Source organism: Clostridium sp. CTA-5 (genome assembly GCF_054768135.1).
On sequence record NZ_BAAAAT010000016.1, the window covers coordinates 19,609 to 40,203 of the forward strand.

The following is a 20,595-nucleotide window of genomic DNA, read 5'->3' on the forward strand; positions in this document are numbered from 1 at the left end:
TTCACGTGAAACATTAAGGAAAGGAATGACGAAATTGAACACACTACTTAATACTATTAATCAGATTACACCATATCTAATAATAGGAATGGCCGTAATAATTGTTTTACTATTTATATTAATTATAGTGCTAATCAAATCAATTAATAAATTAGAAACTAAATATAGAAAATTAATGAGAGGCGCAAATAGTAAAAACTTAGAACAAATGTTAAATGAAAAGTTAGATAATATTGAAGAAGCAAAAAGCATATCTGAAAAAGCATTAGAGGAATGTGGAAGGTTAGAAAATAAAATAAAAGAATGTGTACAAAAAGTTGCAATAATGAGATATAAAGCTTTTGAGGATGTTGGAAGTGATTTAAGCTTTTCAATTGCTATGTTAGATGATAATAATGATGGTATAATATTAACAGGAATTTATGGTCGTCAAGAAAGTACTACATATGCAAAACCAATTGATAAGGGTATATCAAGATATGATTTATCTGAGGAAGAACTTTATGTATTAAGTGAAGCATCTAATAAATATAATAGTAAAAAAAATAAGTAAGTACATTAGTACTTACTTTTTTTACTTTCAATATGAAAAATTATTTATTAGCAAAAGATACAATATTACTGCTATTATCATGATAAAGATTAATATCTGTTGATTTTAATATAAAATGATATATTGCTCTAGATATTATATCTGATAACATCATAACAGTATTCAATCGAGTATTCTGTAAAACTAAAAAATCGAAACTGCTAGAAACATTAACTATACCAGTTATAGACATTTTACCTACTGCAGGAAGATTTTTATTTAGAGCTGCACCAGGCAAAATAGATTTTTTTTCTACAAATATCTTACCTATATTATGTATGCTACCTAAACAAGCGTCAATAGCAACAATATATGGATTTTTGAATTTAATATTTATTTCATCTAATTTTTTATTTAGATTTTTAGAATGGACAGGATCTTGCAATGTACCCAATATGTGAATATTATTTGCAGATAAAAAACGTAACTTATAGCCTACTAATGGTCCAAGAGAATCACCAGTAGATCTGTCAGTACCTATACAAAGAAAAACAATATTTTCACCAGAATCTAAAATAGGTTTTAGTTCTGCAATTAAATAATCACATATTTTTATATATGAAATAGAATTTGTTGAATCAATACATAATGTTTTACTCATAAAAAATCTCCTTTATTAAGAAATTATTTCCTAATAAAGGAGATTTTATTCATATATTAAATTATTATAACTATAAATTAAATTAATTTTATAATAATTTTTCAGTTTTTTATTTTAAGTAAATATAAATAATATTCTTAAATATAGGTATTTTTTATACTATTTTTGATAAATTTACTTAGAAAATTATTTTATTTTCGGCAATTTTATTTAATATATTTAAAGTATATTTAATATCATTTATAGATGTAAAATAACTAATACTCAATCTAACAGTACCATTAGGGAAAGTTCCAATGGTTTTATGAGCTAAAGGGGCACAGTGTAAACCGGTTCTAGTTTTTATATTATTACACTCTAAATAATATCCAACTTCTGAAGGCTCAAAATCATCAATATTTATAGATACACAAGTTGTTGAATTTTTTGCAGATAAATCTCCGTAAACTGTTAATTTTTTTATATTTAATAAACCATCTATTAAAGACTTTAATAAATAATTATTATGTTCATATATTGTATTTAAACCTACTTTGTTAATATAGTTAATTCCTTCAGACAATCCGACAATCCCAGGTATATTCAATGTACCGCACTCAAATTTATCTGGTAAAAAATCTGGTTGATATAGTGAATGTGAAGAACTACCAGTCCCACCTTGAAATAGGGTATTACATGATTCATTAAATTCATCAGTTAATATAAATCCACCTATTCCTTGAGGACCTAACAAACTTTTATGACCAGTAAAAGCTATTGCACTAGCATTAATTTCTTTCATATTAATATCAAGAACTCCTGCTCCTTGCGAAGAATCAACAATAAAAAATATATTATTTTTATTACATATATTACCAATAAGTTGTATATCTTGAATAGAACCTGTAATATTAGATGCTTGTGTAAGAATTACAAGTTTTGTTTTAGAATTTATTTTAGCTTCTAAATCTTTGGGATTAATAAATCCTAATGAATTAGCTTGTATTATATCTACACTTATACTATGATGTTCTTTCATATCAAACAGTGGTCTAATTACAGAATTATGTTCCATTGAAGAAGTGATAACGTGATCTCCTGGTTGTAATATACCTTTAATCAAAATATTTAATGAAGTGGTAACATTATTTGTAAAAATAATATTTTTAGGACTATCAAATCCAAAAAAGTTTGAAATGGTATCTCTAGCATCATATAATATTCTATTACTTTGCATAGAGTTGCTATAATTCCCTCTATTAGCATTTCCACCAATATTAAGCATATAATTATACATTGCATCAATAACTTCTTTTGGCTTTGGAAAAGTTGTTGATGAATTATCTAAATAAACTTCCATATAAATACACCTCTAAAAAATAAATTTCACGAATCCCCAAATAATAAATATTATTCCAAGTATGAAAAGAAAATAATTTAATAATTTTGATATAGTATTAGAAAAATCACCTTTTAACATTTTAAAACCTTTAATTGCTAATAAATTAAGCACAAAAAACCAACTTAGACTACCTAAAAACATAGAAGATAAAGCTAGAGTAAAATATATATCGCCTTTAAGTCTCCAAACACTTAACATTGTACCGCTTAGTGCAATCCATAATGATGGAGTAGTCGGATTAAAAAATGTTATAAAAAATCCGGTAAGGAAACTATGACCGTTTAAAAAGCTATTAGTAGACGACTTAGTATTTAATTTATTTGTAGCTTTGTTTAAATCAGATGATTTTCTAGAAATTATATTAAATAATATAAGTACAAATCCAGATACTATCCAAAATAGACCTTCAAATCTTTGATTATCATTTAATATCTTAAATAATCCTAAGTTTATAATTATTATATATAAAAGGTCAGCACATACTGCTCCAAATGATACTTTATAACCTTCTTTAAATCCATCAGAAATAGATCTATTTATTGATTCAACGCCAGAAGGTCCTAATGGAATTGAAGCAAAAAAGCCAGTAAAAAAACCTATTAATATAGGCCATATAGGCCTAAAAATAAAGAACAAAGATAACATAATAAATACTCCCTATAATTGTAGTCATATATAATTATAATGTAATATAGATAATTATTCATTATAATTATTATTTAAAAATAGTAAAAAACAGATATAATAATATATAAGCAATATTTATTACAAGGTAGGTGTGAGATGAGTTATTATATTATAGTTTTTAAAAATACTTATGATGCAATGGCATCAGAAAAGATCTTAGAAAAATCTAATTATAAATTTAGAATAATGCCAACCCCAACATCAATAACTAAAAGTTGTGGTATATGTGTAAGAATAGATAATAAAACAGATATAGATAAAATAATTAAAGAAGAAACTTTTGAATATAAAGAAATATATTTGAAGGATAAAGAAGGATATAATTTAATTTAAAGAGCTGATTGGGGTGTGATAATTATATAATGTTTAATTATTTAATACAATTTGAATGGAGTCAAGATAATATTAAGATAGGAAATATATTAATAAAATTGGCTGATTTAGAAAATTTGATTAATAAATTTTTTATGATTATATCTACAATTATTTTAATGTATATATCAATTAAATTAGGAAATTATTTAATTAAAAAGTTCGTAGATAGACAAATAAAAAGTAATACAATGTTATCATTAGATACACAAAGGGCAAAAACACTTGGAGAAGTTTTAAAAAGTGTATTAAAATATTCAGTATATTTTTTAGGAATAGCATCAATTTTATCTAATTTATTTAACGGGATGTCTTTTACATTTGCAAGTATTGGTGGAGTTGCAGTTGGTTTTGGAGCACAAAGCCTAGTTAAAGATTTAATAAATGGCTTTTTTATTTTATTTGAGGATCAATTTGGTGTTGGTGATCATATAACAATAGGGGCATTTGAGGGAATTGTAGAAAGTATTGGTATTAGAACAACTGTAATTAAAGATTTTTCAGGAGATGTCCATTCTATACCTAATGGTTCTATAGTTCAAATTACTAACCATTCAAGAGATAATATAAGATTTATAGTAGATGTAGATATTGCTTATGAGGAAAATATAGATAATGCTATAAATGCTATTAAGAAGGCATGTGAAAAATTTGAAGAGGAAAATGAAGATATAAGAGAACCTATACAAGTATTAGGAGTAAATGCTTTAAACGCTTCTAGTGTTACAATAAGGGTAATAGGTAAAGCAAAACCACTTAAACAATGGGGAATGGAAAGAGAATTAAGAAAATTAATAAAAATAAAATTAGATGAAGATGGTATAGAAATACCTTATCCTAAAACTCAACTAATTAATATTAATTTGGAAGAGGGGGAAATTTAATGATAGATACATTTGAGCTTGGTGAAATAGTACAAATGAAAAAAAAGCATCCATGTGGTTCTTATGAATTTGAAATAATAAGAGTGGGAGCAGATATAAAAATAAAATGTACAGAATGTGGGAGAATTATTATGATTCCTAGAAGTAAATTCCAAAAATCAGCAAAAAAAGTAGTAAAAATTGAAAATTAGTATAAAAAGTAAAAAAAACTTGAATTGATTATTTTAAGCTGATATAATTATAAATTGTAATCCCTGCTGTGGAAAACACAGCCGTTAGTCCAAAGGAGGTGAAAATGATGAGAAAATACGAAACTATATTTATACAACACCCATCATTCGATGAAGAAACTGTAAAGGCAAACATCGAAAAGTTTAAAGGTGTTATAGAAAATGGTGGAGGAACAGTAGACAATGTTGATTTTTGGGGTAAGAGAAAGCTTGCTTACGAAATCTCAAAGGTTAATGATGGTTACTACACTCTAGTTAACTTTACTGCAAATACTGAATTACCAAGAGAATTAGATAGAATATTCAGAATCACTGATGGTATTATAAGACATATCATTGTTAGGGAAGAAGTTTAAGGTGGTGTTGTAAATGAATAAAGTAGTTCTAATCGGAAGATTAACTAAAGATCCAGAACTAAGATTTACGCCAGGAAATGGCACAGCAGTAACGACTTTAACATTAGCAGTTGATAAATATAATGCTAAATCTGGTCAAAGAGAAGCAGACTTTGTACCTGTAGTAGTATGGGGCAAACAAGCGGAAAGTACCGCAAATTACATGAGTAAAGGTAGTCAAATGGCTATTAGCGGTAGAATTCAAACCAGAAATTATGAAGCAAAAGACGGGACAAAAAGATATGTAACAGAAGTAGTTGCTACAGAAGTACAATTCTTAAGTAAAGGAAATGCTTCAGGAAATGCTGGAACTGGTTATAGTAACGGCAATGAATATTCAGCACCGTCAAGCAATCCGTTTGATGGTATGAACTTTGAAGAGGATATAACTCCAGTAGATGATGGAGATATGCCATTCTAATTTTAAGGTAAGGAGGGAATAAAATGAGCAGAGAAGATAATAGAAGATCTGGCGGAAGAGCTAGAAGATCTAGAAAGAAAGTTTGTGCTTTTTGTGCAGATAAAGCAGAATCTATAGATTATAAAGATATAAATAAGCTTAGAAAGTACGTTACAGAAAGAGGTAAGATTTTACCAAGAAGAATTTCTGGAACTTGTGCTAAGCACCAAAGACAATTAACAGACTCAATCAAAAGAGCAAGAAATATCGCATTATTACCATTCACAACTGAATAAGATAATAATGACTCCCCTGAGAAATCAGGGGTTTTTTTATACGAAAAATTAGATCAAAATGGAAAATAAATACAAATAAATATTATAATGCCTTGCATTACTAGTTAAAAAAATTTAAAATAAGTATACAAGGACTGAGATAAGAGGTGATATAGATGAAGAAAGAAGAATTAAATATAATGACTAGTGTTAAAATAATAGAAAATTTAAAAGCACAATTACTTTGTATTATTGGTGAATTTTTTAGATTACTAACCAAAGGGAGTAATATAGCTCATAATTCCATATTAGATTGTATCTCAGGTGCAATAAGTATATTATATGTTCTTGCAGAAAAATTAGGGTATTCTTTCGCAGAAGTTGATCATACAATGAAGAAAAAATTAGAATTAGGAATACGTGCAGAAGATGAAGTTGAAAAAGATGGTAGGAGTTTAAGTAGATTAAAATTATATATTAATAATAGGAGAGATTATTAATAAAGTAGGAGGCTTTTTATGAAAAGAGTAACGATTATAAAAAGGTTACTTAAGCCTATTATATTGATTATGAGTTCATTAATTTTATGTTATTATAATTATATAGGAATAGCATTTATAATTTTTTTAATTTACTTGTTGGATAATTTTTATCAGTTAAATTATTATTGGAACCGTGAAAATAATATTAATGAATTTATAGGAACTCTAGATAAGGGAATAGAAAATAATATATTTCAATTTGTATATCCATTAGCTTTAGTAGAAAAAAATGGAGATATTATGTGGAGTAATAATATTTTCAATAATATAAAATCGAATGAAGAATCTTTAGATAAAAATATTTTAAGTATTGCTAGAGGTCTAAATTTAGAACGTATTTTTAGTGATGAAAGTAAACATCAGAGGTTAAAAATAAAAGGTAAATTATATGATACTTATGCAACTAAAATAAAACTTAAAGATAGAGAAGATTTATACTTAGTATATTTTAATGATATAACAGAGCTTATAGGATATGAGACAACAAAAGAAAGCATCATGTTAATTGAGGTAGATAACTTTAGCGAGGCTTTAGATACTACTGAAGAAGGCAATAGACCATTATTAGTAGCAGAAATAGAAAGAACTATAAATGCATATGCTAATAATTTAAAGGCAATGATTAAAAAATATGATACTAATAAATATGTATTATCAATTCAAGATAATTATATAAAAAAGCAAATCGATGAAAAATTTAAATTATTAGATGACATTTCCAATATAGACAAAGGAAATAAACTAGAAGTTACTTTAAGTATTGGAGTTGGAAGAGGTGGAGTATCACCATCAGAAAATTATAAATATGCTAATACAGCTAAAGAACTAGCGCTAGGTAGAGGTGGAGATCAAGCTGTAGTGAAAAATAAGGATGAAATAAAGTTTTTTGGTGGAAATACTAAAGAAATAGAAAAAAGAACTAGAGTTAGAGCAAGAGTAGTAGCACATGCATTAACTGAGTTAGTGTATGTAAGTAGCAAAGTATATATAATAGGACATAAGAACCCTGATATGGATTGTTTTGGAGCAGCTATGGGTCTATCTAGTGTTATTAAACAAATTGGTAAATCATGCAAAATAGTTTTGCAAAATGATATAAGTGCTATAGAATATTATTTAGATAACCTTATGGATGAGACTAAGTATAGTGATTTATTTATATCAGCTGAAAAAGCTAAAGCGGAATTAGATGATGAAACTTTAATAATAGTAGTAGATGTTCATAATAAAAGCTATGTATTAGATTTAGAATTAATTAATAAAGCAAAAAGGAAAGTAATAATAGATCATCATAGAAGATCAGCAGATATGATTGAGGGGGATATATTAAATTACATAGAGGTATATGCTTCTTCAACATCAGAAATGGTAACTGAAATTATTCAGTATATGGTTGATAGACCTAAATTAACAGCAATAGAAGCAGACGGTTTATTGGCAGGAATATTTATGGATACAAAAGGTTTTTCATTCAAAACAGGTGTAAGAACATTTGAAGCTGCATCATTTTTAAGAAAAGCAGGAGCAGATACTATTGAAATTAAGAAAATGTTTAGTGATAATTTAGAAAATTATATTCTTATTGCAGAAACAATAAAATCAGCAGAAGTAAATAAGAATATAGCTATTGCAATATGTCCTAAAAACGTAGATACTGTAATTGTAGCAAAATCAGCAGATGAACTTTTAAATTTATCGGGTATTAATGTATCATTCGTTTTGGCACAAGTTAATGAAGATGTATATATTAGTGGAAGATCAGCTGGAGAAATTAATGTTCAAGTTGTATTAGAAGCTTTAGGTGGCGGTGGCCATATGAATATAGCAGGTGCAAAAGTATCAAATGCACAAATAGAAGATGTTATTTATGATTTAAAAGAAACAATAAAAAAATATTTAAAGGTAGGAGACTAATTATGAAGGTTATTTTATTACAAGATGTTAAAAAATTAGGTAAAAAAGGTGATGTTATCGAATCATCAGATGGATATGCAAGAAATTTCTTATTTCCTAGGAAATTAGCACAAGAAGCTACAGAATCTAATATGCATATATTAAATAATAAAAAAGAAAATGAAAGAAAACAAAAATTAGCTGAACTTGAAGCAGCGCAAAAATTAGCTGGAGAATTAAAAGGAAAAGAGATAACAATAAAAACTAAAACTGGGGAAAATGGAAAATTATTTGGGGCTATAACAAGTAAAGATATTTCAGCGTTAATAAAGACTGAATATAAGGTTGAAATAGATAAAAAGAAAATAGTTATGGATACAATAAAATTATCAGGAAATTATGAAATAGAAGTTAAACTATATCCAGAGGTTAGTACAAAAATGAAAGTAATAATAGTTCCACAGCAATAAGGAGGACTTGTTTTGAATTCAAATGAAGAGACAAATTTATTAAAGGATATAATGGATGGTAATTTATCTTTAGAATCTCAAATAGATTCTTTATTTAATATAATTAAAAATATTTTAGATAAAGGTGCATTAAAATCTAGAACAATTAGATTTAAATTAGATAAATATATAAATTCAACTAATAGTTGTGAAAGAATATTTGCTTTAAATACCATTTTATCTGAAGGGGAAGGGTTAAAGAAAATCCCTAAAGAAGAGGAATTAGAGCAAGCTATTAAAGATACAATAAATTTAGTTGTTGATGAAATTGCGAGAAAATATGTTCAAAGTAAGATAGAAATGAAAGTTGAACAGGCAATTATAGAGAAGCAAGAAAAATATATTGATGAAGTAAAACTTTCAATTATTAAAAAAGAAAAAGGTATTGAAAATAAAAAAACTTTAAATAAACTTGAACATTTAGTTGATTTAGATAATAAAGTGACCAGCAAAAATATAATGAGCTTCTTAAGACCAGAGAGTTTTGAAGAAGTGGTAGGTCAAGAAAGAGCTATTAAATCATTAATTTCAAAACTTTCTTCACCATATCCACAACATATAATTTTATATGGGCCACCAGGTGTAGGGAAAACTACAGCAGCAAGACTTGCACTTAAAGAATCAAAAAAATTAGATTTTACACCATTTGATGATAAATCAAAATTTGTTGAAGTTGATGGTACTACTTTAAGATGGGATCCAAGAGAAATAACAAATCCTTTATTAGGATCTGTACATGACCCAATATATCAAGGAAGTAAAAGATATTTATCAGAATCAGGAATACCAGAGCCTAAACCAGGTTTAGTTACTGAAGCTCATGGTGGTGTATTATTTATTGATGAAATAGGAGAATTAGATCATATACTTCAAAATAAACTTTTAAAAGTGTTAGAAGATAAGAGAGTTGAATTTTCATCATCATACTATGATCCAGATGATGAAATGACTCCTAAATATATAAAGTATCTTTTTGATAATGGAGCACCAGCTGATTTTGTTTTAATTGGTGCTACAACAAAGAGTCCTAGTGAAATTAATCCAGCTTTAAGATCAAGAGCTACAGAAGTCTATTTTGAGCCATTATCATCAGATGATGTAAAACTAATAGTAGAAAAGGCGGCTCAAAAATTAAAAGTTACATTAGAAAATGGAGTTGCTGATAAGATTAGCAATTATACATTTGAAGGTAGAAAAGCTGTAAATATATTAACAGATGCATATGGATATGCTTTATATATGCAGAAGGAACTTACTGATAGTATAGAAATAAAATTAGAACATTTAAATGAAGTACTTTCAGTAGGAAGATATACCCCTTTTGAAAGATTTGAAAATTCTGAGGAACATGAAATAGGTCATATTTATGGGCTAGGTGTAAGTGGATTCTTAGGATCTACACTTGAAATTGAGGCTAGTGTTTTTGAAGCCAAAAAGAAAGGTAGCGGTGTAGTTAGATTCAATGAAACTGCTGGTTCTATGGCAAAAGATTCTGTATTTAATGCAGCTTCAGTAATAAGAGCAATAACTGATAAAGATGTAAAAGATTATGATATTCATGTTAATGTTATAGGTGGAGGGAAGATAGATGGTCCGTCAGCAGGAACAGCTATTACTTTATGTATAATAAGTTCATTGCTTAAAAAGCCTATAAAACAAGATATAGCTATAACAGGTGAGATATCTTTAAGAGGTAAGATAAAACCTGTAGGTGGGATATTTGAAAAAATATATGGTGCTAGAAGAAAAGGAATAAAGAGAGTTTTAGTTCCAAAAGATAATGAAAAAGAAGTTCCTTTGGGTCTTAAGGATATTGAAGTTATTCCAGTAAGCACTATAGAAGAAGTTATTGATATTGTATTTAAATAATAAATAGGCTTCCTTGTAAGGAAGCTTATTTTAAATTATTAAAGTATATTTATAAACTATTATTTTCTTTAATGTATCTAGAAGATAGAGTAAAATTAGATTAAGTTTAATTTGATTTTAAATAAAAGTTTTTAATTTTTAAGGGAGGAGGAGTAGCGTTTGGAAAATCAGATTATGAGGAGTTTGCCACAGAGTATAGAAGCAGAACAATCAGTAATAGGTTCTATGATAATAGATAAAACAGCTATTGCTAAAACTTTAGAACATTTAGAAGAAGAAGATTTTTATAGAGATGGACATAAAATAATATTTAGAGCTATATTAGATATGTTTAAAAAAGATATAGCAATAGATCTAGTAACTCTATTAGAACATTTAAAAAGTATAGATATGCTTGAAAGGGCTGGGGGAGTAACTTATATAAGTGAAATAAGTTCATCAGTTCCTACTACAGCAAATTTAACTTCATACATAAAAATAGTAGAGGAAAAATCTATTTTAAGAAAACTTATAAAAGCTTCAACATCAATAATTGAAGAAAGTTATAATAAGCAAGGTGAAGTAGAAGATGTATTAGATATAGCGGAGAAGAAGATATTTGATATAGCAGAAAAGAAAACTTCAAAAGACTTTGAACCCTTAAGTGATGTTTTGGAAAGAGGATTTCTTGAAATTGAGAGACTTTTTAATAATAAAGGTGAAATTACAGGTGTAGGATCTGGATTTAGTGATTTAGATGCTAAAACATCTGGTTTTCAAAAAGGTGATATGGTTCTTATAGCTGCTAGACCATCTATGGGAAAAACAACATTTGCACTTAACATAGCAGAACATGCAGCATTAAGAGAAGGAAAAAGTGTAGTTATCTTTTCATTAGAAATGTCTAAAGAACAATTAGCTTACAAATTACTTTGTTCTGAAGCTAATGTTGATATGTTAAGATTAAGAACTGGTGAACTAGATGATAAAGATTGGGAAAATATCGCTAAGGCAACAGGCCCATTATCTAAGGCTAAAGTATATATTGATGATACAGCCGGAGTATCTGTTATGGAAATGAGATCTAAATGTAGAAGATTAAAAATTGAATACGGAATAGATTTAATTGTTATAGACTATTTACAACTTATGTCTGGAAGTTCTGGTAGCGATAATAGACAACAAGAAGTATCAGAAATATCTAGATCGATTAAAGCATTGGCTAAAGAAATGGAATGCCCAGTAATAGCATTATCTCAATTATCGCGTGCACCTGAACAAAGAGCTGACCATAGACCTATGCTATCAGACTTAAGAGAATCAGGATCTATTGAACAAGATGCCGATGTTGTTATGTTTTTATATAGAGATGAATATTACAATAAAGAAACAGAAGATAGAAATATGGCAGAATGTATAATAGCAAAACAAAGAAATGGTCCAGTAGGTACAGCTAAATTAGCATGGCTTGGTCAATATAGTAAATTTGGTAATTTAGATGTAATTCACAAAGAATAAAGATATAAATTAGTATGATAATAGTTATACTAATTTATATCTAATTATTTAATATATATGTTCCTTTATGTTACTAATAAGTTATATCATTTATAAATGTTTTAAGATTTATATTAATAAAAAAAATTCTATTGGAACTTATATATTTTTATAAAATTTTAGGTATAATAAGTTTAACCTTATCTTTGTAATCATAAAGGAAACTTTTATCTAAATTAATATCTTTTAAATAAAACATTCTTTTTACAGAACAATTTAAATCTTGAGTAATTTTATTAATTTCAAAAACCAAAAAATTATTTTTATAATATATTTTTAAAAAGTTATCTTTGTAGGAAAAGAAATAAATATCAATATAATAAGCTTTAGATGTTTCTTCTATATTAATAGAAGGAGCTTTTGATTTTACAATAGTTTCATCTAAAAATAAATCAATAAACTCTTCTTTATTTATTAAAGAGTTAGAGTGAATTATAGAAGTTTTGTTCATAGATATAACCTCCCTTCTAACATAAATATATTTTATGAAATAGAAGACTAGCTATACTATGATTATAGTGGAGGAAAACTTAAAATTAGAATTTATAATAAAAAATTGGGGGAAAATTATGAATAGAAGAATTGGATTTATAGGTTGTGGAAATATGGGAAGTTCGATTGTAGGTGGATTAATTGCATCAGGATTTGCAAAGAATGATCAAATAATTGTTTCTACTAAAACTGAAGCTTCAGCTAAAAAATTAGAAGATGATTTTAAAATAGTAGCAACTTTAGATAATAATTATGTTGCTAAAAATTCGGACGTATTAATTTTAGCTATAAAACCATATATGTTTAAAGATGTTATTGGAGAAATTAAAGAGAATTTAAGAGAAGACCAAATAATAATTAGTATAGCTGCTGGAATTAGTATTAAAGATATGGAAGATTTGATAGGTAATGAGTATAAAATAATAAGAAGTATGCCTAATACACCAGCACTAGTAGGCCAAGCGATGTCAGCTGTTTGTCCAAATAAAAATATTACAAAAGAAGATATGGAATATTGTACAAAAATATTTAAAAGTTTTGGAGAGTGTGTGACACTTGAAGAGAAGGATTTTCATGGATTTATTGCTTTATGTGGTTCTTCACCAGCATATATTTTTATGTTTATAGAAGCAATGGCAGATGCAGCAGTTAAACTTGGTATAAGTAGAGATAAAGCATATAAAATGGCTGCTCAATCTTTACTTGGATCTGCAAAAATGGTTTTAGATACAGGTAAACATCCAGGAATATTAAAAGATATGGTATGCTCTCCAGGAGGAACTACAATAGATGCAGTTGCTGAATTAGAAAAACAAGGTTTTAGAAATTCAGTTATAGAAGCGATGGTTAAATGTGCGGAAAAATCTAAGAGTATGTAATGCTGAGTAGAAGAAAATATTTTTTAGTAGATATATATGGCTATATAAAATTTTTATTTTAATTATTAAAAAATAAAAATCTATTATTCATCGGTTTTGTGAATAAAAATTTAAATTTTATTTGGGGATAATTTTTAATATATAAATTTGTGGATAAAGTTTAAAGAAAAAATCTTGTGGATAAATTTAATTTTTTTTCATGTGGATAATTTTTTAAAAAATTATTGTGAATAAAATTTAGAGTTTATATGAAAAAGCACCGTGATTTAATTTATAGATATCACAGTGCTTTTAAATTTATAATTATATTTATATACGAGAAACTCCACTTTCAATTGCAGCTTTTTTAACTGCTTCTGCAACAAGAGTTTGAACATTTAAATCGAAAGCTTTTGGAATTATACAATCAGGATTTAAATCTTTTTTATCTACAGAATTTGCTATAGCGTAAGCCGCAGCAACTTTCATATCTTCATTAATTTCTGATGCTCTAACATCTAATGCACCTCTAAAAACTCCAGGAAAAGCTAAAACATTATTTATTTGATTAGGATAATCGGAACGACCTGTACCCATAACCTTAATTCCAGCTTCTTTTGCATCATTAGGGAATATTTCAGGTGTTGGATTTGCCATTGCAAATATTATTCCATCTTTATTCATAGTTTTAACCATTTCTTTTGAAACTATGTTAGGAGCAGAAACACCAATAAATACATCTGCATTTTTAATTGCATCCTTTAATAAACCATCTTCATTATTTGGATTAGTTAATTGAGCTAACTCTTCCATATAAGGATTATTTGATGATTTATTTTTTGTGATTACTCCATTTATATCACACATTATAATATTTTTTACGCCAGATGAAAGGAGTAATTTGCATATAGCAGTTCCAGCTGCACCTGAACCATTTATCACTACTTTTATATCTTTTAAATTTTTATTTACTATTTTTAATGCATTTATTAAACCTGCTAAAACAACAATAGCAGTTCCGTGTTGGTCATCATGAAATACAGGTATATCTAATTTTTCTTTTAACCTTTTTTCTATTTCAAAACATCTAGGAGCAGCAATATCTTCTAAATTTATGCCACCTAAAGTTGGAGATATATTGCAAATAGTTTTAACAATTTCATCTATATCTTTAGTATCTAAAACTATAGGAAATGCATCTACATTTCCGAATTCTTTGAATAGAACACTTTTACCTTCCATAACTGGTAATGAAGCAAGTGGACCAATATCTCCAAGGCCTAAAACGGCAGTACCATCAGAAATGACAGCTACTGAGTTCCACTTTCGAGTATAGATATATGCTTTGTTAGGATCTTTATGTATTTCACGACAAGGCTCTGCAACACCTGGAGTATATGCAAGACTTAAATCATTAGCATTTTCAACTTTACAAGTTGATTTAATTTCTATTTTACCTCTTTTTTCTTCATGGAATTTTAAAGATTCTTCATAAATGTTCACAAAAACACCCCTTAAATTTTTAATAAAAGTTAGATATATTACATCTGAAAAACTGTTATTGTATAAATCAAATTATAATTAATTGACCAATATAATCTAATTATACGAATTATTATGAAAAAAATCAAAAAAATATTCGATATATGGTTGACCATAAGAAACTACTTTGCTACTATTTAGAAGGAGAATTTATTTTTTGTATATAAGTATATCTCTAAATTTATTTTTTACTTATATTTAAAATAAATGTATAAATCTCTAAAGAATAATTTAAATTAAAGCTAAAAGCTTATTATTTAAGGAGGCAAACACATGTCAGCATTTATTGTTTTAGGAGCCCAATGGGGAGATGAAGGAAAAGGAAAGATGACAGACTATCTAGCAGAAGAGGCAGATGTAGTAGTTAGATTTCAAGGAGGAAACAATGCTGGTCATACTGTAGAAGTTGGCGATAAGCAATATAAACTTCACTTAATTCCATCAGGAATTTTATATGATGACAAACTAAATGTAATAGGAAATGGAGTAGTTGTAGATCCTAAGGCTCTATTTGAAGAAATAAATTATTTAGAAGGTGTAGGAGTTAGTGTTACACCAGAAAAATTAATAGTAAGTGATAGAGCACAACTTATAATGCCATATCATAAAGTACTAGATGTGTTAAAAGAAAAAGCAAGAGGTAAAAATGACATAGGAACTACAGGAAAAGGTATAGGACCATGTTATACAGACAAATATGAAAGATGTGGAATTAGAGTCTGTGACCTTATGCATGAAGATGTATTTATTGAAAAATTAAGAGAAAATATAGATATGAAAAATGATTATATAACTAAAGTATTAGGAGGAGAACCTCTAAACTTTGATGAAATATTAAAGGAATATTTAGAGTTTGGTAAAAAATTAAAGCCATTTGTTCAAGATACTTCTGTTAGTGTATTTAATAAAATCAAAGAAGATAAGACAGTATTATTTGAAGGTGCACAAGGTATGCTTTTAGATATCGATTATGGAACATATCCTTATGTAACATCATCTAATACAACAGCAGGAGGAGTATGTAGTGGTATAGGAATAGGACCTAATATGATAACTAATGCTGTAGGAATAACAAAAGCATATACTACAAGAGTTGGTAAAGGTCCATTCCCAACTGAGTTACTTGATGAAACTGGTGATTGGATAAGAGAAAAAGGTCATGAATATGGTGTAACTACAGGAAGATCAAGAAGATGTGGATGGTTGGATTTAGTTATAGTTAAAACTGCTGCAAGAGTAAGTGGATTAACTTCATTAGCTATTACTAAAATTGATACATTAGCTGGTTTAGAAAAAATTAAAGTATGTGTTGGATACAAATTTGATGGTAAAGTTATTGATTACTTCCCAGCAAGTTTAGAAGATTTAGCTAAATGTGAACCAGTATATGAAGAATTTGATGGTTGGGATGATACTGTAGCAGATGTTAGAAGCTATGATGAATTACCTGATAATGCAAAGAAATACTTAAAGAGAATAGCAGAATTTACAGAAACTAAGATTTCAATAGTTGGAGTTGGTCCTAAGAGAGATCAAACTATGAGAATAGATACTATATAATAATTTATGGTTCTATTTCCTTGACTTTACTTTTAGTATAAAATATAATTCTTTGTAGATAATATTTGTAAGAATTTATTTTATAAACAAAGAAGGTGAAATGTATGATAACAAAGGACATGACAATTGGTGAAGTTGTTAAAAATGATTCATCTAAAGCTGAAGTACTAATGACTTTTGGAATGGGATGTGTTGGATGTCCATCAGCTCAAGCAGAAACTATAGAAGAAGCTGCTATGGTACATGGAATAGATTTAGAAAAATTATTAGAAGCATTAAATAAATAGTATAATTTAAAAAGAGATTTCCTTTCATTAAGGAAATCTCTTTTTATTATATTATTTATTTTTACTTATATTAAAAAAATTTTTTATATTGTAGTATAATTTAATTTATAAGAAAAATTTTCAAAATAAATTAAAATTATAGTTATAATAGTTTTTTTATATAAGTTCCTCACTATACTGGTAAGTCATACTATTTATAAATATTATAAGATTTATATTAATGAACAAACCTTATTGGAACTTGTACATTATATTTTGATATACTATGGGAGGTTTAATATGGGAAAAAGTTTTTCAAAAGACTATGAAATACATTATTATGAAGTAGATTATACATTAAAATGTAAATTATCATCTATAATAGACTTTATATGCGATGTTGGTAGCCATCAATCAGAGTTAATTGGCGGTGGAATGGAATATTGTCTTAATAATAATTGTGCTTGGGTTTTTTATAAGTATGATATAAAGATGTATAGATATCCTAAGTACGGAGAAACTATAAATTTAACAACACAAGCAGTTGGATTTAAAAAGTTTTATGGATTAAGAGAATACTTTATTAGAGATTCAGGAGGAAATTTGATAGGTGAAGCTTTAGCATTATTTTTCTTAATAAATATTGAAAAAAGAAGACCTATGAGAATACAAAAAGAACAATATGATTTTTATGGTGTAGATAGCGATATGGAGCACAATGTAAAAATGGATGATATTGAAAAAGTAGATGAAGAACAATTTCATAGAGAATTCCAAACAAGATATAGCGATATTGACTCAAATAAGCATGTAAATAATGTGAAATATATTGAATGGGCAATGGAAGCAGTGCCACTTGAAGTTGTAAAAGATTATGAGTTAAGTAGAATTAAAGTTGTTTTTGAAAAAGAAACTACTTATGGAGATAAAATATCTGCAACAGCAACAGTTAAAAAAATTGATGAAAATAGTTTAAAATCTTATCATAAAATAAGAAATAATGAAGGTGTAGAATTAACTCTTTTAGAAGCAGAGTGGAGAAAGATAGAAACAAATAAGGCTTAGTAAAAACTAAGCCTTATTTGTTTTATTTATAGCGGCTGATTTACCAGCTAAATATCCTGAGCTCCAAGCCCACTGAAGATTAAATCCACCACAATCTCCATGGACATCTAATATTTCTCCACAAAAATAAAGATTTTTAACTTTTTTAGATTCCAATGTTGTAGGACATATTTCATCAACATCAATTCCACCTAATGTAACTTGAGCATTAGAGAAACCATTAGTACCAATACATTTAAAATCCCACTTTTTAAATCTATCAATTAAAGCTTTTTTATATTTCCAATCTACCTCATCACATGATATATGAATATTTGTTACTCCTATGTCTTTTAATATAGTTGAAATTAGCTTTTTATTAATTACTCCAATCAAGCTAGATGATATTTCTCTATAATTAAAAATAGAAAAGTGTGTATAAATAAAATCTTCTATTTCCTCTTTGCTTTCATCTGGAAACATATCAACACTTATGGTTACATTTTTTCCTTTGTATAAAGCATCAGAAGCATGTGAAGATAATTGAAGTATAGGTGGACCAGATATACCATAATCAGTAAATAATATTTCTCCTTTTTCTTTACGAACAACAACTCCATCTATTATAATACTAGCTTCTCCATCGAATTTAACGCCAGATAGAGCTTTTAAATAGGGATAATCTAATTTTAATTGTACGATTCCAGGAAGCGGTTCAATTATTTTATGTCCTAATGACTTACTAATTTTATATCCAGAACCGTCAGAACCTGTTTTGGGAGCAGATTTACCACCACAACTTAAAATAAGTTTATTACAAGAAAACTCTTTAAAATCTTCATTTTTAGTATAAAGTATAAATTTTTTTGATTTCTTTATATCAGTAATTTTACTATTAGTATATATAGGAATATTTTTATCTTCCAAAGCCATTCTAAAAATATCTATTACTGAAGAGGCTTGAAGTGATTTAGGGTACATTTTACCATTTTCAAGTTCAATTAATGGGAGCCCTAAAGATAAAAACATACTCTTTGTATCTTCTATTGTAAAATTATTTAAAATTTCATTTAAAAAGTTATTATTTTTACTATGAAAATTTATATATGGATATGAAATTTTAGAGTTTGTAATATTACATCTACCATTACCAGTTGTAAGAATCTTTTTACCGATTCTATCGGTTGCTTCTATTAAAGCAACATCTATTCCTAAATCTTTAGCTATGATACCTGCCATTAGACCAGAGGCACCAGCACCAATGATTATTAAATCATGATGAATCATAATTACTAATTCTCCTTATAATTAAGATTAAATCATATATAAAGTTAACTAAGTATATGATTTTTATACAAGTATTTTTATTATTTATTTATATTTTAAAATATTTAGTTAAAACATAAGGTAATATTTAAATAAATTTTATCACAGTAATATAAATCTTAAAAGCAAGGAATAATAAACTTATATATAAATAAATTGTGTGCTATTTTGAATTTTATATAAAATTTATGAGGTGGGATATTTATGAAGGCAAAGATAATAAATAAACAGTTAGAAGATTATGATAATATATTTGGAGTTAGAAGAATGAATTTTGACCAAGCGGTGATAAATTATCCAACAGGAGATGGTTTAAAAGTTTTTATATTAGAAGATTTGGAATTAATAGCAGAAAATAAAATTGATGAATTTCTAGTTAATAATAGAGAATTTTTAAAAATTAAGTTAACTAAAGGTATATCTGTATTTTTTTATAATGCTTTATTAGAATCATTAGAAGAAGAAGTAGATGAAAAAATTATTAAATTAAATGTTTTGAGAGATAAATATAAAATAAATAAAAAAGGAATATGGAGTAAAGAATTAATATTATTTGTTAATGGTAAATTTCCTTTAGAGGTAAATTCTTCAGGACAAAACTTTAAAACTCAAGGTTATAATATAATATTGAATAAAATATCTGAGCAAGATTTTTTAAATATTTGTTATAATGAAATATCTAATATAGAAAAAGAAATTCAAACTAAAAATAAGATGTTATCTAACTTTGGAGAGGCTATAGATTCAATAAAGGGTCATTATAAATGTGATAATAAACTATTAATTTAGAAAAAAAAATAAAAAAATGAAAAAATGTGTTGACACATAATCCAAAGTTATGTATTATAGTCTATGTGGTCAGGAACACGGCCGCGAAAAACAGAAAAGCATGGCTCCTTGGTCAAGCGGTTAAGACACCACCCTTTCACGGTGGTAACAGGGGTTCGATTCCCCTAGGAGTCACCATTTTACATCTTATGGGCGCATAGCTCAGCTGGGAGAGCATCTGCCTTACAAGCAGAGGGTCACAGGTTCGAGCAGTGCCGGCCTGTCACGCCGGAGGTCGAGGGTTCGAGCCCCTTCTGAGTCGCCATATAAAGTTGCTGGCATGGCTCAACGGTAGAGCAGCTGACTTGTAATCAGCAGGTTGTAGGTTCGATTCCTATTGCCAGCTCCATTAAAAATTTTATACTTGGCTCCTTGGTCAAGCGGTTAAGACACCACCCTTTCACGGTGGTAACAGGGGTTCGATTCCCCTAGGAGTCACCATTTTACATCTTATGGGCGCATAGCTCAGCTGGGAGAGCATCTGCCTTACAAGCAGAGGGTCACAGGTTCGAGC

At 27.5% G+C, this 20,595-nt stretch carries 23 protein-coding genes and 4 tRNA genes; 21 read left to right on the top strand and 6 right to left on the bottom strand.

Annotation, left to right across the window (positions count from 1 at the left end):
- Positions 1-25 precede the first annotated feature (25 nt).
- Complete coding sequence (locus ACYUET_RS18015) at positions 26-553, top strand: DUF4446 family protein (protein WP_460281927.1); 528 nt, start codon at positions 26-28, stop codon at positions 551-553.
- A gap of 40 nt (positions 554-593) precedes the next feature.
- Here the strand turns inward: ACYUET_RS18015 and yyaC are convergent, their stop codons facing one another.
- From yyaC to ACYUET_RS18030, 3 genes are all read right to left on the bottom strand, one after another.
- Positions 594-1,193: a spore protease YyaC gene (gene yyaC / locus ACYUET_RS18020; protein ID WP_460281929.1), complete on the bottom strand. Its 600-nt coding sequence runs from the start codon at positions 1,191-1,193 to the stop codon at positions 594-596.
- A gap of 178 nt (positions 1,194-1,371) precedes the next feature.
- Positions 1,372-2,532 (bottom strand): aminotransferase class V-fold PLP-dependent enzyme, encoded by a 1,161-nt coding sequence (locus tag ACYUET_RS18025; RefSeq protein ID WP_460281931.1) that lies wholly within the window; start codon positions 2,530-2,532, stop codon positions 1,372-1,374.
- Between the two features lie 12 nt (positions 2,533-2,544).
- On the bottom strand, positions 2,545-3,219 hold the full coding sequence (locus ACYUET_RS18030; RefSeq protein ID WP_460281933.1) for a LysE family transporter: 675 nt from the start codon (positions 3,217-3,219) through the stop codon (positions 2,545-2,547).
- A gap of 138 nt (positions 3,220-3,357) precedes the next feature.
- On the opposite strand from ACYUET_RS18030, the gene ACYUET_RS18035 reads away from it, so the two are divergent.
- The 11 genes from ACYUET_RS18035 to ACYUET_RS18085 all read left to right on the top strand — a co-directional run bounded on the left by ACYUET_RS18035 (position 3,358) and on the right by ACYUET_RS18085 (position 12,127).
- Positions 3,358-3,594, top strand: a complete 237-nt coding sequence (locus tag ACYUET_RS18035) for a DUF3343 domain-containing protein (protein ID WP_460281935.1) — start codon at positions 3,358-3,360, stop codon at positions 3,592-3,594.
- Positions 3,595-3,623: 29 nt separating this feature from the next.
- Entirely contained in the window at positions 3,624-4,517 is an 894-nt protein-coding gene (locus ACYUET_RS18040) for a mechanosensitive ion channel family protein (RefSeq protein WP_460281937.1), read from the top strand.
- Complete coding sequence (locus ACYUET_RS18045) at positions 4,517-4,708, top strand: DUF951 domain-containing protein (RefSeq protein ID WP_460281939.1); 192 nt, start codon at positions 4,517-4,519, stop codon at positions 4,706-4,708. Before ACYUET_RS18040 ends, ACYUET_RS18045 begins: the two co-directional genes overlap by 1 nt.
- 107 nt (positions 4,709-4,815) lie before the next feature.
- Complete coding sequence (gene rpsF, locus ACYUET_RS18050; RefSeq protein WP_460281941.1) at positions 4,816-5,103, top strand: 30S ribosomal protein S6; 288 nt, start codon at positions 4,816-4,818, stop codon at positions 5,101-5,103.
- Between the two features lie 13 nt (positions 5,104-5,116).
- On the top strand, positions 5,117-5,563 hold the full coding sequence (locus ACYUET_RS18055) for a single-stranded DNA-binding protein (RefSeq protein WP_460281943.1): 447 nt from the start codon (positions 5,117-5,119) through the stop codon (positions 5,561-5,563).
- Positions 5,564-5,586: 23 nt separating this feature from the next.
- Complete coding sequence (gene rpsR / locus ACYUET_RS18060) at positions 5,587-5,838, top strand: 30S ribosomal protein S18 (RefSeq protein WP_460281945.1); 252 nt, start codon at positions 5,587-5,589, stop codon at positions 5,836-5,838.
- A 155-nt stretch (positions 5,839-5,993) separates the two neighbouring features.
- The gene (locus tag ACYUET_RS18065) at positions 5,994-6,317 is read left to right on the top strand and encodes a MazG-like family protein (RefSeq protein ID WP_460281947.1); all 324 of its coding nucleotides are present in this window, start codon (positions 5,994-5,996) and stop codon (positions 6,315-6,317) included.
- Between the two features lie 18 nt (positions 6,318-6,335).
- Complete coding sequence (locus ACYUET_RS18070; RefSeq protein WP_460281949.1) at positions 6,336-8,273, top strand: DHH family phosphoesterase; 1,938 nt, start codon at positions 6,336-6,338, stop codon at positions 8,271-8,273.
- A 2-nt stretch (positions 8,274-8,275) separates the two neighbouring features.
- The gene (rplI, locus tag ACYUET_RS18075) at positions 8,276-8,722 is read left to right on the top strand and encodes a 50S ribosomal protein L9 (protein ID WP_460281951.1); all 447 of its coding nucleotides are present in this window, start codon (positions 8,276-8,278) and stop codon (positions 8,720-8,722) included.
- A gap of 12 nt (positions 8,723-8,734) precedes the next feature.
- Positions 8,735-10,630, top strand: coding sequence for a Lon family ATP-dependent protease (gene lonC, locus ACYUET_RS18080; RefSeq protein ID WP_460281953.1), 1,896 nt, complete (start codon positions 8,735-8,737; stop codon positions 10,628-10,630).
- A gap of 174 nt (positions 10,631-10,804) precedes the next feature.
- On the top strand, positions 10,805-12,127 hold the full coding sequence (locus tag ACYUET_RS18085; RefSeq protein WP_460281968.1) for a replicative DNA helicase: 1,323 nt from the start codon (positions 10,805-10,807) through the stop codon (positions 12,125-12,127).
- A gap of 148 nt (positions 12,128-12,275) precedes the next feature.
- Here the strand turns inward: ACYUET_RS18085 and ACYUET_RS18090 are convergent, their stop codons facing one another.
- A complete protein-coding gene (locus tag ACYUET_RS18090) occupies positions 12,276-12,617 on the bottom strand; it encodes a protein phosphatase (RefSeq protein ID WP_460281955.1) in 342 nt (113 codons plus the stop codon).
- Between the two features lie 118 nt (positions 12,618-12,735).
- Here ACYUET_RS18090 and proC point away from each other — a divergent pair, with 118 nt between their 5' ends.
- Positions 12,736-13,536, top strand: a complete 801-nt coding sequence (proC, locus tag ACYUET_RS18095; protein ID WP_460281957.1) for a pyrroline-5-carboxylate reductase — start codon at positions 12,736-12,738, stop codon at positions 13,534-13,536.
- Between the two features lie 309 nt (positions 13,537-13,845).
- On the opposite strand, the gene ACYUET_RS18100 is transcribed toward proC, so the two are convergent.
- Positions 13,846-15,018: an NAD(P)-dependent malic enzyme gene (locus ACYUET_RS18100; protein WP_460281959.1), complete on the bottom strand. Its 1,173-nt coding sequence runs from the start codon at positions 15,016-15,018 to the stop codon at positions 13,846-13,848.
- Between the two features lie 312 nt (positions 15,019-15,330).
- Here ACYUET_RS18100 and ACYUET_RS18105 point away from each other — a divergent pair, with 312 nt between their 5' ends.
- The 3 genes from ACYUET_RS18105 to ACYUET_RS18115 all read left to right on the top strand — a co-directional run bounded on the left by ACYUET_RS18105 (position 15,331) and on the right by ACYUET_RS18115 (position 17,948).
- Entirely contained in the window at positions 15,331-16,617 is a 1,287-nt protein-coding gene (locus ACYUET_RS18105) for an adenylosuccinate synthase (RefSeq protein WP_460281961.1), read from the top strand.
- 104 nt (positions 16,618-16,721) lie between these two features.
- Positions 16,722-16,904: a DUF1858 domain-containing protein gene (locus ACYUET_RS18110; protein WP_219781261.1), complete on the top strand. Its 183-nt coding sequence runs from the start codon at positions 16,722-16,724 to the stop codon at positions 16,902-16,904.
- 279 nt (positions 16,905-17,183) lie between these two features.
- Positions 17,184-17,948 (top strand): acyl-[acyl-carrier-protein] thioesterase, encoded by a 765-nt coding sequence (locus ACYUET_RS18115; RefSeq protein ID WP_460281962.1) that lies wholly within the window; start codon positions 17,184-17,186, stop codon positions 17,946-17,948.
- Between the two features lie 6 nt (positions 17,949-17,954).
- On the opposite strand, the gene ACYUET_RS18120 is transcribed toward ACYUET_RS18115, so the two are convergent.
- The gene (locus ACYUET_RS18120; protein WP_460281964.1) at positions 17,955-19,214 is read right to left on the bottom strand and encodes a BaiN/RdsA family NAD(P)/FAD-dependent oxidoreductase; all 1,260 of its coding nucleotides are present in this window, start codon (positions 19,212-19,214) and stop codon (positions 17,955-17,957) included.
- 243 nt (positions 19,215-19,457) lie between these two features.
- Here ACYUET_RS18120 and ACYUET_RS18125 point away from each other — a divergent pair, with 243 nt between their 5' ends.
- The 5 genes from ACYUET_RS18125 to ACYUET_RS18145 all read left to right on the top strand — a co-directional run bounded on the left by ACYUET_RS18125 (position 19,458) and on the right by ACYUET_RS18145 (position 20,522).
- The gene (locus ACYUET_RS18125; RefSeq protein WP_460281966.1) at positions 19,458-20,042 is read left to right on the top strand and encodes a hypothetical protein; all 585 of its coding nucleotides are present in this window, start codon (positions 19,458-19,460) and stop codon (positions 20,040-20,042) included.
- A 102-nt stretch (positions 20,043-20,144) separates the two neighbouring features.
- A tRNA-Glu gene (locus ACYUET_RS18130) sits at positions 20,145-20,219 on the top strand.
- Positions 20,220-20,233: 14 nt separating this feature from the next.
- Positions 20,234-20,346: transfer RNA gene (locus tag ACYUET_RS18135), tRNA-Val, on the top strand.
- A gap of 9 nt (positions 20,347-20,355) precedes the next feature.
- Positions 20,356-20,430: transfer RNA gene (locus ACYUET_RS18140), tRNA-Thr, on the top strand.
- 17 nt (positions 20,431-20,447) lie between these two features.
- Positions 20,448-20,522 (top strand) — tRNA-Glu (locus ACYUET_RS18145).
- Positions 20,523-20,595: the final 73 nt, after the last annotated feature.

What these genes read in the sequence shown, in the direction of transcription:
- ACYUET_RS18015 (WP_460281927.1), top strand. Translation starts at nt 26, where the DNA reads ATGACGAAATTGAACACACTACTTAATACTATTAATCAGATTACACCA.
- yyaC (WP_460281929.1), bottom strand. Translation starts at nt 1,193, where the DNA reads ATGAGTAAAACATTATGTATTGATTCAACAAATTCTATTTCATATATA.
- ACYUET_RS18025 (WP_460281931.1), bottom strand. Translation starts at nt 2,532, where the DNA reads ATGGAAGTTTATTTAGATAATTCATCAACAACTTTTCCAAAGCCAAAA.
- ACYUET_RS18030 (WP_460281933.1), bottom strand. Translation starts at nt 3,219, where the DNA reads ATGTTATCTTTGTTCTTTATTTTTAGGCCTATATGGCCTATATTAATA.
- ACYUET_RS18035 (WP_460281935.1), top strand. Translation starts at nt 3,358, where the DNA reads ATGAGTTATTATATTATAGTTTTTAAAAATACTTATGATGCAATGGCA.
- ACYUET_RS18040 (WP_460281937.1), top strand. Translation starts at nt 3,624, where the DNA reads ATGTTTAATTATTTAATACAATTTGAATGGAGTCAAGATAATATTAAG.
- ACYUET_RS18045 (WP_460281939.1), top strand. Translation starts at nt 4,517, where the DNA reads ATGATAGATACATTTGAGCTTGGTGAAATAGTACAAATGAAAAAAAAG.
- rpsF (WP_460281941.1), top strand. Translation starts at nt 4,816, where the DNA reads ATGAGAAAATACGAAACTATATTTATACAACACCCATCATTCGATGAA.
- ACYUET_RS18055 (WP_460281943.1), top strand. Translation starts at nt 5,117, where the DNA reads ATGAATAAAGTAGTTCTAATCGGAAGATTAACTAAAGATCCAGAACTA.
- rpsR (WP_460281945.1), top strand. Translation starts at nt 5,587, where the DNA reads ATGAGCAGAGAAGATAATAGAAGATCTGGCGGAAGAGCTAGAAGATCT.
- ACYUET_RS18065 (WP_460281947.1), top strand. Translation starts at nt 5,994, where the DNA reads ATGAAGAAAGAAGAATTAAATATAATGACTAGTGTTAAAATAATAGAA.
- ACYUET_RS18070 (WP_460281949.1), top strand. Translation starts at nt 6,336, where the DNA reads ATGAAAAGAGTAACGATTATAAAAAGGTTACTTAAGCCTATTATATTG.
- rplI (WP_460281951.1), top strand. Translation starts at nt 8,276, where the DNA reads ATGAAGGTTATTTTATTACAAGATGTTAAAAAATTAGGTAAAAAAGGT.
- ACYUET_RS18085 (WP_460281968.1), top strand. Translation starts at nt 10,805, where the DNA reads ATGAGGAGTTTGCCACAGAGTATAGAAGCAGAACAATCAGTAATAGGT.
- ACYUET_RS18090 (WP_460281955.1), bottom strand. Translation starts at nt 12,617, where the DNA reads ATGAACAAAACTTCTATAATTCACTCTAACTCTTTAATAAATAAAGAA.
- proC (WP_460281957.1), top strand. Translation starts at nt 12,736, where the DNA reads ATGAATAGAAGAATTGGATTTATAGGTTGTGGAAATATGGGAAGTTCG.
- ACYUET_RS18105 (WP_460281961.1), top strand. Translation starts at nt 15,331, where the DNA reads ATGTCAGCATTTATTGTTTTAGGAGCCCAATGGGGAGATGAAGGAAAA.
- ACYUET_RS18110 (WP_219781261.1), top strand. Translation starts at nt 16,722, where the DNA reads ATGATAACAAAGGACATGACAATTGGTGAAGTTGTTAAAAATGATTCA.
- ACYUET_RS18115 (WP_460281962.1), top strand. Translation starts at nt 17,184, where the DNA reads ATGGGAAAAAGTTTTTCAAAAGACTATGAAATACATTATTATGAAGTA.
- ACYUET_RS18120 (WP_460281964.1), bottom strand. Translation starts at nt 19,214, where the DNA reads ATGATTCATCATGATTTAATAATCATTGGTGCTGGTGCCTCTGGTCTA.
- ACYUET_RS18125 (WP_460281966.1), top strand. Translation starts at nt 19,458, where the DNA reads ATGAAGGCAAAGATAATAAATAAACAGTTAGAAGATTATGATAATATA.